Here is a 14146-nt window from a genome sequence, read left to right on the forward strand (position 1 = left end):
TTATTTCGTAGAACTTCTAACAACTAATGTTGCAGGTAATTCGATTAAATTATTTTCAATTACCTCGTCTTCAATTTTTTTAATGAGCAATTCAGTAGCGACGGTGCCGAGTTTGTAAATATCTTGTGCAACCGTCGTCAATTCTGGTGTTAATAGTTTTCCAATACTGATCCCGTCAAATCCTACTAATTGAAGATCGCCAGGAATTTGAATGCCTAGTGAATGCGCTGCTTTCATCGCACCAATCGCAGATGCATCACTTGTCGCGAATATACCATCAACTGTTTCATGTGTTTTTAGAAATTCAAATGCTCTATGCTCTGCTTCATCAAAATCAAATAAACTTGTAATGATATCTGTTTTTATATTTGGATAGTGACCGATTGTTTCAATAAACCCTTTCATTCGATCTTCTGCAACATCTAATCCTATGGGACCTCGCATACAAAGTATGTGTTTGCATCCTCTTTCTATTAAATATTCCGTTGCAATTTTCGCTCCATCAACATTTTTCGTTGTCACAGTCGGAATGGACGGATCTAATCGTCTGTCGAGAGCAACAATCGGTAATTGAATATTACGATAATAATTCGCTTCTAGATGATTCGTCGTCACAATAAATCCTGCAGCATACTTTTGCTGCAGTGATTCTATATAATGAATTTCTTTTTCTTTCTGTTCTCCCGAATTACACAGCACAACAGTATAGCCATTTGCAAACGCTGTATCTTCCACAGCTCTAGCTAACTCAGGAAAAAATGGGTTGGTAATGTCCGGTACAAGTAAACCAATGATATTAGTCTTTTTTGTACTTAATGATCGAGCGAGCTGGTTTGGCTTATAATCTAACTCTGCTATCGCCTTTTCTATTACTTGCTTCGCCTCTTCACTAACATAGCCTTTACCATTCAAATACCTGGAGACAGTAGCAACAGAAACGCCTGCACGTTTCCCTACATCCTTAATTGTTACCATATTTCTCCTCCTTCGCGGCTGTGTGTAACCGATTACATATGTAACCGATTACACATTAATATACTGAAATCCTCCTAATATGTCAACACAATAAGAGAATTATGTCATACTATATGTTATTTTTCTCATAAGAGAGTATATGTATTTCTTTAGGTTTTAGTATTTATGGTAATTTGGGTGTGTTTTTAGGAGATTCAATTAAAAAAAATTTCTTTCTATATATTTATTCGTGAAAATTTATTTAATAAGGATATACTATTCATTTAATTAGTACATATTAATCCATTTAAAAGTGCGTACCCTTTTAAAGTGAGTTGGAGGATTAATCATTTGAATAGAGTCATGAAATGATTACGAATTGAAACATACTGTTCGCGGCTCCCTTTAATTTATCATTCTAGTTTTGGCCGCGATCTATAAAGAAGATTCTTGATTTTCATTTTTTCTCGCGTTCTCTCGCTTTCTATTCACATAAGATATATTTTTATTAAAAATAGCAAAAAAACACCATCCGATTCCTAGTTCATCAGTTGGTGCTTTTATTTTTTTATTTCTTCACATCTACAATTCTTCCCTCAATCTTAGGTGAAATTGTCTTCAAATTCTTCAAGTGTTCTGCGAGGTTCTCCCAGTCTGATAAGCCTAGGTCTGTTACACGGCCTTCTGCATATGCTTTGGCGAATACTGTGTAGCTGTCTCCACCTTTTGCGGTGAAGGCGTTTGTTGCGATTTTGTAAGTTTGGTTATCTTGTATAGGTGTGTAGTTGCCATTTGCGTCTTTAAATGAGATGGAAACTACTCGTTCACCTACTGGTTTTGATGAATCAAATTCAACTTTCCCTCCAGATACATGTAGGAATCCGCCGTTTTCTTTTGGATATGATTTCAAGCTGGTTTCAAAGGCTTCTTTTAATTCAGCACCTGTTAATGTCATCGTTGCTAGTGTGTTACCGAATGGGAGAACGGTGATTACTTCACCCACTGTAATATCACCAGCAGGAATAGCAGATCGAATACCACCACCATTTTGCAGTGCCATTACAATATCTTTATCATACGTTTTTGCTTTTGCTAGCATACCATCTGTAATGATGTTACCTAGAGCTGTTTCACTATTTCGTACGCTGATGCCATTGCCTTCCGCATTAGCTCTTGGGTTAGTAAGTTCACTTTCTGCTACCGCTTCAATTGACTTACTAGAAATCTCTTTCAGTTTCTCCGAGTAATCTTTCAGCATCGCAGCTGCTTCTGGATCTTCTGGTAAATCAGCTGTCTTGATCAACTTACCATCTGATTTCACGACTTTACCCGCATAATCGAACTCAACATCTACTGTTCCTAAAAAGTCACTATATTGAAAAGCTTGTACAATGACTGTTGGATCTTTTGCATTATTGTTGGTATCTTTCTCTACGACCACAGGTTTATCCAGTTGTGTATGGCTATGTCCGCCAACGATTAAATCAATACCTTCTACAGATTCAGCTAATGTTAGATCGTTGTCAACTGCTGGGTTATCGTCATAACCAATATGTGTTAAGGCAATAATTTTGTCGACACCTTTGCCTTCAAATGCCTTTACTGCCCTTTTAGCTTCCGCTATATAATTTTCAAAAGCAATGCTTCCAGGACTTGAAATATCTTTCGTCTCAGCTGTTGTTAACCCAAAGATACCTACTTTTTCACCGTTGATTTCTTTAATGATTCCATTGTAGATTTTGCCTTTTGCAGGGTCACTTGAGATTAGATCCGTGAATAAACCTGTAAAACGTGCATCCGCTGAGAAGTTTACATTGGCGCTAACGAATGGGAAGTTTGCTCCTTTGATGAAATCGGCAAGTGCTTGGTGCCCTTCTAGACTTGAGCCTAAATCAAACTCATGGTTACCAAAAGTCATCGCATCATAGCCCAATGCGTTCATAAACTTAAGATCTGCTTGTCCTTTAAATTCATTGAAGTACAGTGTGCCACTAAATACGTCACCTGCATCTAGTAGCAATGAATTTGGCTTTTCGGCTCTAACATTTTTGATAGCGGTTGTTCTTTTTGCAATATTATCCAAGTGAGCATGCGTGTCATTTGTATGCATTACAGATAACGTAAAGTTTTCCTTCTTGCCGTCCACTACTATGATTTCATTGCCTTCAGGTGTTTTGATAGTACCATTTGCGAGTTGTGAATTTTTGTACCAAAGCTTATTGAATTGGACAACACCCTTATTCAGAGTGGAACCGTTATAGAGTTTATCTTGATAAAGTACTAGACCTTTGTTCAATTTAGCACCGTCATACAGTTTACCTTTATAAACAATTTTACCTTTGTTCAAAGATCCACCGTTATATAATTTATCTTTGTAAACTGCGAGTCCTTTATTGACCTTACCTTTTACATAATACTTCCCTGATTTCGAATCGATACCTGTAAATGCCTTACCATTTACATAATAGATTCCTTTATATTTACCTGTACTTTTTTTACCATTTATATAATAAATATTACCTTTTATGCCCGTATACAATTTGCCATCTTTGTAAAGTTTGCTATTAAAAGTTTTAAAACCCTTCACAACTTTACCAGTTGATTTCTCGACAAATTTACTATGTGAAATTTTATAACTCGATGCTGCATCCGCTTCTACTTGTGTAACTCCTACAGCGCCTAATACTACTGCACTCCCTAAAATCAGCGATGCCACCGGTTTAACAAATTTCAAATTATACTTTCCCACTCAACCATCCTCCTAGTTTATCAGTGAATTGTACGATTACTCTTACAATCTCTAACGTATGCAAGGATCTAGGAAAATATCTATTTTATTCATAAATATATATATTACATTTACAATATTTTTATATTGCATAAATAAATAGAGCTGGAATTGCAAAGACTAAATTGTAGAGAATCGTGTAGGTGACAGACACCACTTTACAACAAACACCACTTCAATAGGAGGTAATATAATGAAAATATTTTTGAATTCTGTAGTAATATTCATGGCTTTATTCTTATTATTCTCCCCATCAAGAATTAACGATTCGTCACCGGTCTTAGTATCTGCATCGACTTCAACAATTCCGAAGATTACTATTAAGAATTATAAAAATAACAAAAACTTTCAGTATGCAGTCATTAGTGGAAAGGAATACGATGCAGCTAATAATCAAATGTTGAAATATGTAGCAAGTATCTACAAAGCTGATCAAAAATTAAAACTGGAAGATTCTAAATATGCAGCCTATAGCATTAGCAAAGTGAAGTTCAATCAGGATAATAAAATCAGCATTTCTTACATTAATGCATTTTATCAAGGCGGAGCACATGATGATGTCACAATGACGGTATTCAATTTCTATAAAGGTAATAACATTACATTACAAAAAGCATTCAAAAATTCAAAAGCCTATTCCGAAGCAGATAAATATGTAAAAAGTTATGTTCTAAATCATCCTTATCAATATCCGTTAGCAAATCGGTATACTAAAATGTATAATCACCAATTCTATTGGACACCAAAAGGTATCAACATTGTATTTGATCCTTATGAATTAGATTCTTTTGCAGCAGGTTTTAAATATGTTCCTGTTCCTCAAATATATTTAAAATACTAAATTTGCACATTCTAAATTCCTATATCAGATATCTAAAATAAAAAAAGAAATGAACTCTGTAGAAAATTCTATAGGGTTCTTTATCGTTTTATAAAATTGCTTGCAACATCCAAATAAACTATTTCTTACACACTTTTAACAATCTTTAACACCACCTTAATATCCCATTAATAGTTATTATGTGTAATTGTTAATAGAAGGCTATTAATCTTTTAGGAGGAATATTGAATGATGAATAAGAGATTTGTTAAAAAAGGAGCTGCAGCGGCACTAGCACTTGCCATTGCTATTCCAGCTATTACACCTACTCAAGCAGCTGCTAAGGAACAATTGAAGATTGAATCTGTTCAGTTCAATGGAATGAAAGCCCCGTCTACTATTGACCAAATGGTAAAAACATACACAACTGCTTCAGTTAATGTTAAATATAATAACGGAAAAGTAAAAACTTTCCCTCTTTCATATAAACAATTATTTAAATCTGAAGATAAAGTAGCAACTGTAAAAGGTGAAATGATTCCAGCAGGTACACCAATTGATGTGAACGGTAATCCAATTGTTGATCCAAGTGTTCCTGGTAACAAATACTTTGTTTCCGATGCTCCTGATTCAAACAGCTTATTAAATCCTATTGATGGTAAGCTTTTCATGGTGACACATTATGAATACCAAACAGTTGATGCTGCTGGTAAATCTGCATATGGTTTAGTTCCAGCTTCTATGTCTTTAACTCAATTAGATCAAGATAAGAAAACCGGTGAACTTACACCGAAGAAAGTAAGTAAAATTGACTTTTCTTCAGTGAACGGTCTTTGGATTCCATGTAACGGATCATTATCACCATGGAATACACATTTAGGTTCAGAAGAATATGAGCCAGATGCACGTCAATATTTAGACGCTACTTCACAAACAAGAAGTCAAGTTGACACATTTGCACAATTTTATTTTGGAGATAAAACAAAAGCGAATCCTTATTTCTACGGTTATTCACCTGAAATTAAAGTAAATAGTAAAGGTGAAGCATCTGTTGTAAAGCATTACAGCACAGGGCGTTTCTCTCATGAACTCATGAAAGTAATGCCTGATAACAAAACTGTATTTTTCGGTGATGATGGTGCCAATACAGGAATGTTCATGTATGTAGCAGATAAAGAAAAAGATTTATCAGCAGGTACATTATATGCAGCTAAATTTAAACAAACTGGTGTTGAAAACGGTGGTTCAGGAGATTTAGAATGGATTAATCTTGGACATGCAACAGATAAAGAAGTGAAAGATATTATTGATAGTGGCATTCAATTCAACGATATTTTCGAAACTTCAGATGTTCCTAAAGAAGGCTTTACAGCTATTAAGCAATATTCATATGGTAAAGTTGAATATCTAAAACTGAAACCTGGTAAAGAAAAAGCAGCAGCTTTCCTTGAAACACGCCGTTATGCAGCACTACTTGGTGCAACTACTGAATTCAACAAAATGGAAGGCGTAACGCTGAATGCTAAGGATGGCAAAGTGTATATCGCTATTTCCGATCAAAGTAAGAGTATGGAAAAGGACACAACAGGAAAAGATCCAGTAGACCATATTCAATTACCAAAAATTAAATCTGGCGTAACCTATCAATTAGACTTGAATAAAGGTCAAAAAGACAGCAAAGGTGCGGCAATTAATAGTTCATATGTAGCTTCATCTATGTCAGGTCTGGTAGTTGGTGAAGACCTTCCTGCAGCTGATTCATATGGTAATACAGCAACTGTGGACAAAGTAGCAAACCCAGATAACTTAAGCTATTCTGAAGCAATGAGAACACTATTTATTGGTGAAGACAGTGGTATGCATACGAATAACTATGTATGGGCTTATAATGTAGATACGAAGAAACTGGATCGAGTTTTATCCGCACCAGCAGGAGCCGAATCAACAGGTTTATTCGCAGCAGACAATCGCAATGATTTCGCCTATATCCTAAGTAATTTCCAACACCCTGGTGATGAACTCGATACAAAATCCATTACAGCTGTAAACAAAGATGAACTAGAAAAAGCAATTGATAAACAAATCGGTATCAACAAAACAGGTGGCATTGGTTATATCTCTGGTCTACCTTCTTTGGTGAAAATGCCAGATTTCGCACCACCTAAAACACCGACAGTTAAAAAAGTAACGCAAAAAACAACATCTGTCACTGGCAAAACAGAAGCCAATGCAACAGTATTCATCTATAACGGCAATAAGTTACTAGGAAAAACAGTTGCGAATTCAAAAGGCGACTATAAAGTGAAAATCAAAGCTCTAAAGAAAGGCACTACATTAAAAGTAGTTGCTCAAGATCAAGCTGGTAACAAAAGTAACAGTACTGCCATTAAAGTAAGTAAATAGAATTGAAACTGAAAGATGCTACGAAATGATTCGTAGCATCTTTTCATTTCCTTAATAGACTCACTTAGGGCTTAAATAATATCGTTTCATGGATTGGTTCAATGATGACTCTTCTTACAAACTAAAAACCTTCTAACAGATTTTCTCTATTAGAAGGTTTTTAATTTAAGTTTGAACATTCGTATTCTCTAAATAACTATATTCTTTAAAGTTAATTACCGTTTTTATAGATATCGGATGCATTGGCCAACCGAATTGGTCTGTATGAAGGTGATACAATTTTTTACCGGTACCCTCTATATATTTTAGAATGGGATAGTTCGCATTGAACCATGTTCCTTCCTCTCCCCATGCGGCGATAATCATATCTGTTTCGTCAATAGATTGCTTAACAATTTCTATATTTTGCGGAATTGAACGAACATCCACAGCCAACAGTTTTTTTGGGGTTGGTGTCCGTAGAGAAAACAGGTTTACGATAACAATCGAACCATACCCATTATAAGAAGCAATTTTAATACATTTATCAGTGGTTTGATCACAATTCTCCAATTCTACTGTATTTGGATTCAGCATAATAAACAAACACGCAGGCAAACTCTCATCCCAAGTGCAAATAAGTTTTAATCGATGCTGCTTTGACTCATCAAAGATTACTCTTACATTCTCATTAGGTTTCCACGGTCTCATCATCATCATTAACCACTCCATTTATGCAGTTATTCTAAAATGTTTTTCAATCCCTATATAATATTCCTGATATTTTCCATAAGAGACTTTGTATTTGAAGTATTAATGGACTATAAACGATTAAAGCGAACTAATTGATAGATACGTTAGTTTTACTATTATATTACCGGTCTCCTCTAACGCTTCACCCCCTACCCCATTCAGCATATTTTTACTATTTTCATATTGGTTTTATTATTATCCAATAATTCAAACTGAAATTCTACAAATATTTTTTCTTTTTAAAATATTTATTAATAGAATCAATTTCATGAATTTTGCATTATGAAAACAACCACATGATTAAAACAAAAAGGACATAGAAGTCCTCTTTAAAAAACTTCTTCGTCCTTTTATATCAATACATTTAACTGGTGTCCTAAACGTTTTAACTCCATCGTAATATATGATTGGCTATAATCATAGCCTATAATCGCATGTACTTCACCTTCATCGGTCATGAGAGGTGCAAAACATGTTTTCCATGATCCATAGCGATCTTCATAAACTGATGTAATCGAAACATTTCCTTTGAATGCATCATCGGCAGCCTTTATAACTTCCTTTGGAGCTTGGTATTCTTCACCGTTTACCATGACAAAATCGTCACAGGCTGACACATGTATCAAATTCCCCTCTTGACTTCGCTTGAATACATATACCCAATGAATAACACCTTCCAGTCGTTTTATATCTGAAAGCTTCTTTGTCAATAAATCAGTAGCCTCGCATTTCTCATCCTCGATTGCTTGTTGAACAAGCTTTAATGGAATTGTGACAGCTGTTACGATTGCGATAGATCGTAGCCTTTTATCAAGCTCTTCTTCTAGTACCGCTCGTTTCGTTTTAACTGGTAATTGTTCTTGCTGCCTTATTTTTTGTAATTTACGACTCATCGTCGGTTGGCTAATACCTAGCATATCAGCTGCTAACTTTGGCGATTTATAACGAGCCATTGCCATTTCGATTAACTCTTTCTCTACTAAATCAAATGCATCTTTTAAAGGCAAAACTTGTGAGAAAAAATGATTAATTTTAGTCGGTTTCTTTTCTAAATTTAGGATTCCTAAAATTTCTCTACTTGATACAATCTCTGTTTCTGTTAAAACAACTAGACGTTCTATGCTATTTTCTAATTCACGTACATTCCCTGGCCACTCCTGAGTGCACAGATAATCCACTGCATCATCTGTGAAGACTACATTTAAATCATATTTTCGATTAAATTTAGCGACAAAAAAATTAATAAAATCTGGTATTTCTTGCACACGATTTCGTAGGGCCGGAATATGAATAGGAACAATATTCAAACGATAATATAAATCTTCCCGAAACTTCCCTTCTTGTACAAGTTTAGCTAGATTCTGATTGGTTGCTGAAACAATTTGAACATCAATTGGATAAGATTTTTGGCTACCAATTGGCGTCACTGTACGCTCTTGAAGTACGCGAAGTAACTTTACTTGCATTTGAAGTGGTAGTTCTCCAATTTCATCTAAAAACAGAATCCCCTGATCTGCCTGACGAAATTTACCGATACTTCCTCCTTTGGATGCACCTGTATAAGCCCCATCAACATGACCAAATAATTCATTTTCAATTAAATTTTCTGGAATTGCTCCACAGTTAATCGCAACAAATGGTCCTTTTTTTCGCACACCTGATACATGAATCGTACGAGCAGCCATTTCTTTTCCTACCCCTGACTCTCCTAAAAGCAAAACAGTTACACCCGTTTTAGCTGTTTTACACAATTTTCCATATACTTCATACATTTCTGGGCAATTTACGATAAACGGAAATTCAGCTGGAATAGCTTTATATATTGTATTTTTACTATTAATCTCCACTTTACTGTAAGCATATATCCACTTAGTTTCATATTTAAACACTTTCGTTATGATTTGTAGTCCTGTTCTCGTTTTTTGAAGAAATGATTGCTTTTCTTTTTCTACTATTAATGAAAAAATTGCTTTCTCAAAAACTCTCTGCTCTAATTCTTGAATGGTATGTAATATTGTTCCCTCATATAAAAAGCTACTTTGCCCTACCAAAAACTCTTCAATTACGCCAGTACCATCTGCAATCACCACACCATCGAATTGTTGTAATAAAAATTGCTTCCAGTCCATTATTCCATTCACTCCGCTCAATTTCAGATTTGAATAACGCTTTCAAAATCGAATAGTAAAAAGTTTCGAATTGTTGTAAAAATCAGAATTTTAAGTTGGCATGCTTCTTGCTTTTATATAAAGTAACCGTAAAAAATCTTAACATGAGGAGGTGATTGAATATGACAGAATACACAAACAAAGCTTCTGTAAATCCCTTAACGCTCTCTCTACAAGATCGACTAACAGCTGAACTAGAACAAAAAATCAATGAATTTGAAAAAGAAGAATCGCAAAATAGTGGTCATTTTCGCCTTATTGATACGGTTGATGTGTTAACCTGTATGGCTCTTGTAGCACTTTTCTTCATTATAACAGTAATTTAAGGATAAATTATCTAAAAGCACATGCAAATAACATTGAAAAAGCACAAAGGAGGTCAGTCTTTGTCTAAAGAGAACTCGAATATTGCGAATGATGTTGCTCTTGGCTATTTGCCAACTGATAAAAGAGGGAAAATTTTCGGTTTATGGGATTTAATCTTGGTACAAGTAGTGATTGGATTTTCTGCTTTTGGGCTCTTAACTGGTGCATATACAGGTAGCATGTTGAATGCAAAAGACTCAATAGCTGTCATCCTATTTGGAAATGCTTTTCCGATGTTTTTAATTGCACCGATTGTTTTACTTTTTGCACGCTATGGAATTGATACATTTATTGGCTTTCGAAGTTCACTTGGCTATTTAGGGGCAACTCTCTTCTTCTTATTATTTCTCGTTTTAACTCTTGGTTATATTTCCGTTGCATTATTTATGTCGGGCCAAACGCTTGTGGAACTTGCTACTTGGCTAGGTTTACCTAAATTCTTCATAGATTCTAAAACTGGAACACCCTTTTTTGCTATTTTTTTATTTTTTATTGCCTTTATCGTAGCAGCTAAAGGACCAATCGCTATCAAAAAATTTAACCTCTTAGCAGTTCCTTCATTTTTAGTATTTTTAGCAGGATTACTCGGAATTTTAATATTCAGTTCTCATATTCCAGCCATTAGTTCACTTATACCATCAGAACCATTTGACATAAAATCACAATCTTTTATGACAGCACTTGAAATTAATATTGGTATGGGATTTTCTTGGTTACCTTACCTTGGGCAATATGCGCGCCTAGCAAAAACCGGATCTGGTGCATATAAAGCTAGTTTTTATAGCTATGGCATTATTGTCTGCCTTGCAGCATTGGTTGGTGCTCTAGCAACATTAGTGATTGGTTCTATTGATCCATCTACCTGGATGTTCCCAATAGGTGGCTCATATCTAGGAGTTGCTGGCTTACTTCTTTTAACCGTAGCAAATGTAGGAGCGGTTATTTTCCTTATGTACTCCCAAGCAATTAGCTTTAAAACAATGTTTCCTTCAAACTCTTGGAAATTCTCAATGGGGACAACAATTCCTGCAATTCTCTTACTCATTAGTCCCACTTTCTATAATGCATTCGGTTCATTTATGTCATTTATTTCTTTTGTAATGGCTAGCCTAGGGGGCATTATTATTTCTGATTACTTCTTTGTAAAAAAACAAAAAATTTCACTTCGTGAGCTCTATAACCTAAAAGGTGACTATAACTATTATAAGGGGGTTAATCCATCTGCTGTAATCGCAATTAGTATGAGCACGATTGTGTACTGGTCTTTATACAATCCTCTTACTATGGAATCTAGCAAACTCTTTTTGCATTTATCAGCCGGTCTTCCAACCTACTTTGTGGCTCTCGTGACTTATTATCTCTCTGCAAAATATGTATTTAAATTCTCTGTTGACCATTCAATTGCATTGCCAAAGATTCAAACTACTGAAGAACATTAAAAGGAGGAAACTTAAATGTTTACAAAAGATTTAGATTTTAAATGTACTGATTTGAATACGTTCCCTTTCCCTTTCCGTTCGGAAAATTACCGATATTCTAATGATTTAAGTAAACTTGAAAACTTAAACTGTATTGAAATTACACCCGAATACAAACTGCAAGTAGAGGCTAAACGACGATTACTTGACGAGCAACCAGATGTACGTTTTCAAGCACTTGAAGGAACAGATGAATTCCAATGGGAAATTTTAGAGATGTTAGTAGAAATGGCAATAGATCGCTATCCTCAACATTTTTCCTTAGAAAAAAATGACCAGGTTTGGACTTTCGAAAACCACATATTTAAGGAAAAGGATACATTCACATTTGGAGACAGCAGTACACTTCCGTATGCGCCACTAGATTATATTGGACGGCATTTCCATAATGATTTTATCTTAATGGTGCATCGGGACAACAACTTCTTTTTAGAAGTCGGCCAAGTTTCGTATGCCGCTCTTTTTTCCGCTAATTGGAATGCGGGTATGTCCTTCGATGAAATTCATGCACCTGTTCCCTTTGTATCAAGAAAAGGTGATCAGTTAGTAGAAAGAATTCGCAGGTTTTTGTTATCTATTAACCCTGGTGAACCTTGGACACGAATCAATTGGAATTTAATGGCCGACCGTTGGGATGTTAACTACGAAACAATGGATGTATGGGAACCTCAAAGAAATCTTATTACACCAGAAAACGCCGGTAAACTCGTCCGCTTACGAGTAGAAGAACAAAAATTTTACCGTATGCCACGTAGTAATGCGATTCTTTTCGTTTTAAACACTCAATTTTTACCTCTGGAAGATTTGAAACTACGTCAAGAATGGTTTGATCTAACGTATAACGTACTACAAGATATACCGGAAGCAATGGCCGAGTACAAAGGCATTGCACCTTTTTTACCTCAATCAATTGAGTTCTTACGCCGTGAAGCTAAAAAAATGAAAAAGGAGGAGACTTAAGATGCCACAACGCCCAAGCCTTTATGATCGTTCTATCGTTTTAACTGACGAACCCTTTATTTGTAGAGAATCTACCAAAAAAATTTTAATTCTTCGAGAAAAAGATACACAGATTTCAAAAGAACTATTACCAAAAACAATTCCTGTTATAGAAATGGTAATCCCAGAAAAAAAAGAAAGGATTCATCAATTAATACAAAGTCAAACCATTGGCACCCATATTTTTGTCCTTGCACCATGGGACAAAGCAAGTATGGTCTTTGACGTGTGCATAGAAGAAGGAATGGCCGAAGAGGAGATCCAAATTCAAATACAAGGTGAGAAAAAAAAGAAAGTCTACTGTATGAAATGTTATCAATTACATGAAGTCAAACTGGATGATACGACAACACAGTGCTCATGCGGAACTCACTTAAGTGTTGGTCCCTTCTTCTCTGCCCTTCGGCAAGGGTACATTGGCTATCCTTTCCTACCAATTATCGAAAAAGTAAGGAGTTGCGTAAGATGAGAGTTGCCGGGAAGATCAAAGTTAAAATAGAAAAAATTTTCAACGAAACCCATGGAATTAAACGTTTTCGACTAGTTCCAACTGATCAAACTCTTTTACCAGCTTTTACTGGGGGTTCCCATATTGAAACGACCATTAAGAAAGGTGAAACAAGTTATGTTCGTTCCTATTCTTTAACTAGTTCGCCAACCAATCGTAGTTTTTATGAAATTGCTATTCAGCGAGATCCTCAATCTCGTGGTGGGTCAGTGTTTTGGCACGAACAAGCTGAGATTGGTCAAACCATATCCATCAGTTTTCCAAGAAACCATTTTCCACTAAGTTCCCGTGGTCGCCACCATGCATTTTATGCGGCAGGTATTGGTATCACACCATTTCTAACCATGATTCGTGATTTACCAAAAGAAGATACTTTTGAATTGCATTATGCATCTAAAACAAAACAATCTTGTGCTTTTTATGATTATTTACAAGAGCACTATCCTGATCAAACGACATTTTATTTTAGCCGTGTTCAAAATCCTCAACGAATGGTACCTGATACAATGGCCACTCATCGTGTTGGAACGCACGTTTACTTTTGTGGCCCTGCGAATATGGTAGACGAATTTCGAAACGCAGCTAAATCTATAGGCTATCCCGATTGTGCTATTCATTTTGAATTGTTCGGTAACAACAACGATAACCTACCTAAAAATCCTTTTATCGTGGAACTTACTGAAAGTGAGCAAATACTCGAAGTATCTGGCAAAGAAACGTTACTTGAAACACTTTTAAAAGCAGGTATTGATGCTCCTCATTCTTGCCGTATTGGTGGTTGCGGGAGTTGTGAAATAGATGTTATTGATGGTGAAGTAGATCACCGAGATGTCTTCTTAAGTGAGGAAAATAAAAAAACACGTAAGACAATCTTAACTTGCTGTTCTCGTGCCAAATCAGAAAAACTTACTTTAAAACTATAAAAGGGAG

General features: G+C 35.4%; 11 protein-coding genes. 7 read left to right on the forward strand and 4 right to left on the reverse strand.

Going from position 1 to position 14146, the window contains the following annotated elements:
• Together ACIQ4I_RS07985 and ACIQ4I_RS07990 are read right to left on the reverse strand one after the other, a co-directional pair.
• A complete protein-coding gene (locus ACIQ4I_RS07985; RefSeq protein WP_403094916.1) occupies window positions 1–975 on the reverse strand; it encodes a LacI family DNA-binding transcriptional regulator in 975 nt (324 codons plus the stop codon).
• A 547-nt stretch (window positions 976–1522) separates the two neighbouring features.
• Window positions 1523–3064 carry a bifunctional metallophosphatase/5'-nucleotidase gene (locus ACIQ4I_RS07990; RefSeq protein WP_403095122.1) on the reverse strand — a complete coding sequence of 514 codons (1542 nt, stop codon included), beginning with the start codon at window positions 3062–3064 and terminating at the stop codon, window positions 1523–1525.
• A gap of 871 nt (window positions 3065–3935) precedes the next feature.
• On the opposite strand from ACIQ4I_RS07990, the gene ACIQ4I_RS07995 reads away from it, so the two are divergent.
• A complete protein-coding gene (locus ACIQ4I_RS07995; RefSeq protein WP_403094919.1) occupies window positions 3936–4583 on the forward strand; it encodes a DUF3298 domain-containing protein in 648 nt (215 codons plus the stop codon).
• A 228-nt stretch (window positions 4584–4811) separates the two neighbouring features.
• A complete protein-coding gene (locus ACIQ4I_RS08000; RefSeq protein ID WP_403094922.1) occupies window positions 4812–6965 on the forward strand; it encodes an alkaline phosphatase PhoX in 2154 nt (717 codons plus the stop codon).
• Window positions 6966–7130: 165 nt separating this feature from the next.
• On the opposite strand, the gene ACIQ4I_RS08005 is transcribed toward ACIQ4I_RS08000, so the two are convergent.
• Window positions 7131–7661 (reverse strand): DUF1643 domain-containing protein, encoded by a 531-nt coding sequence (locus tag ACIQ4I_RS08005; RefSeq protein ID WP_403094924.1) that lies wholly within the window; start codon window positions 7659–7661, stop codon window positions 7131–7133.
• A gap of 386 nt (window positions 7662–8047) precedes the next feature.
• Window positions 8048–9826 (reverse strand): sigma-54 interaction domain-containing protein, encoded by a 1779-nt coding sequence (locus tag ACIQ4I_RS08010; protein WP_403094927.1) that lies wholly within the window; start codon window positions 9824–9826, stop codon window positions 8048–8050.
• Between the two features lie 161 nt (window positions 9827–9987).
• Between ACIQ4I_RS08010 and ACIQ4I_RS08015 the strand changes: the two genes are divergently transcribed.
• Genes ACIQ4I_RS08015 through ACIQ4I_RS08035 form a run of 5 tightly spaced genes read left to right on the forward strand, consistent with a single transcriptional unit; the run spans window position 9988 to window position 14139 of the window.
• Window positions 9988–10191 carry a hypothetical protein gene (locus ACIQ4I_RS08015; protein WP_403094929.1) on the forward strand — a complete coding sequence of 68 codons (204 nt, stop codon included), beginning with the start codon at window positions 9988–9990 and terminating at the stop codon, window positions 10189–10191.
• Window positions 10192–10251: 60 nt separating this feature from the next.
• The gene (locus ACIQ4I_RS08020) at window positions 10252–11670 is read left to right on the forward strand and encodes a purine-cytosine permease family protein (protein ID WP_403094932.1); all 1419 of its coding nucleotides are present in this window, start codon (window positions 10252–10254) and stop codon (window positions 11668–11670) included.
• 15 nt (window positions 11671–11685) lie between these two features.
• Entirely contained in the window at window positions 11686–12669 is a 984-nt protein-coding gene (locus ACIQ4I_RS08025) for a heme-dependent oxidative N-demethylase family protein (protein ID WP_403094934.1), read from the forward strand.
• A 1-nt stretch (window position 12670) separates the two neighbouring features.
• Entirely contained in the window at window positions 12671–13177 is a 507-nt protein-coding gene (locus ACIQ4I_RS08030; protein ID WP_403094936.1) for a hypothetical protein, read from the forward strand.
• Window positions 13174–14139: a PDR/VanB family oxidoreductase gene (locus ACIQ4I_RS08035; RefSeq protein ID WP_403094939.1), complete on the forward strand. Its 966-nt coding sequence runs from the start codon at window positions 13174–13176 to the stop codon at window positions 14137–14139. Before ACIQ4I_RS08030 ends, ACIQ4I_RS08035 begins: the two co-directional genes overlap by 4 nt.
• Window positions 14140–14146: the final 7 nt, after the last annotated feature.

The sequence above is a fragment of the Rummeliibacillus sp. NPDC094406 genome (assembly GCF_044763875.1).
Classification (GTDB): domain Bacteria; phylum Bacillota; class Bacilli; order Bacillales_A; family Planococcaceae; genus Rummeliibacillus.

Excerpts from the sequence above, each read along its gene's own strand:
- ACIQ4I_RS07985 (WP_403094916.1), bottom strand. The coding sequence starts at position 975 with ATGGTAACAATTAAGGATGTAGGGAAACGTGCAGGCGTTTCTGTTGCT.
- ACIQ4I_RS07990 (WP_403095122.1), bottom strand. The coding sequence starts at position 3,064 with ATGCATACAAATGACACGCATGCTCACTTGGATAATATTGCAAAAAGA.
- ACIQ4I_RS07995 (WP_403094919.1), top strand. The coding sequence starts at position 3,936 with ATGAAAATATTTTTGAATTCTGTAGTAATATTCATGGCTTTATTCTTA.
- ACIQ4I_RS08000 (WP_403094922.1), top strand. The coding sequence starts at position 4,812 with ATGATGAATAAGAGATTTGTTAAAAAAGGAGCTGCAGCGGCACTAGCA.
- ACIQ4I_RS08005 (WP_403094924.1), bottom strand. The coding sequence starts at position 7,661 with ATGATGATGAGACCGTGGAAACCTAATGAGAATGTAAGAGTAATCTTT.
- ACIQ4I_RS08010 (WP_403094927.1), bottom strand. The coding sequence starts at position 9,826 with ATGGACTGGAAGCAATTTTTATTACAACAATTCGATGGTGTGGTGATT.
- ACIQ4I_RS08015 (WP_403094929.1), top strand. The coding sequence starts at position 9,988 with ATGACAGAATACACAAACAAAGCTTCTGTAAATCCCTTAACGCTCTCT.
- ACIQ4I_RS08025 (WP_403094934.1), top strand. The coding sequence starts at position 11,686 with ATGTTTACAAAAGATTTAGATTTTAAATGTACTGATTTGAATACGTTC.
- ACIQ4I_RS08030 (WP_403094936.1), top strand. The coding sequence starts at position 12,671 with ATGCCACAACGCCCAAGCCTTTATGATCGTTCTATCGTTTTAACTGAC.
- ACIQ4I_RS08035 (WP_403094939.1), top strand. The coding sequence starts at position 13,174 with ATGAGAGTTGCCGGGAAGATCAAAGTTAAAATAGAAAAAATTTTCAAC.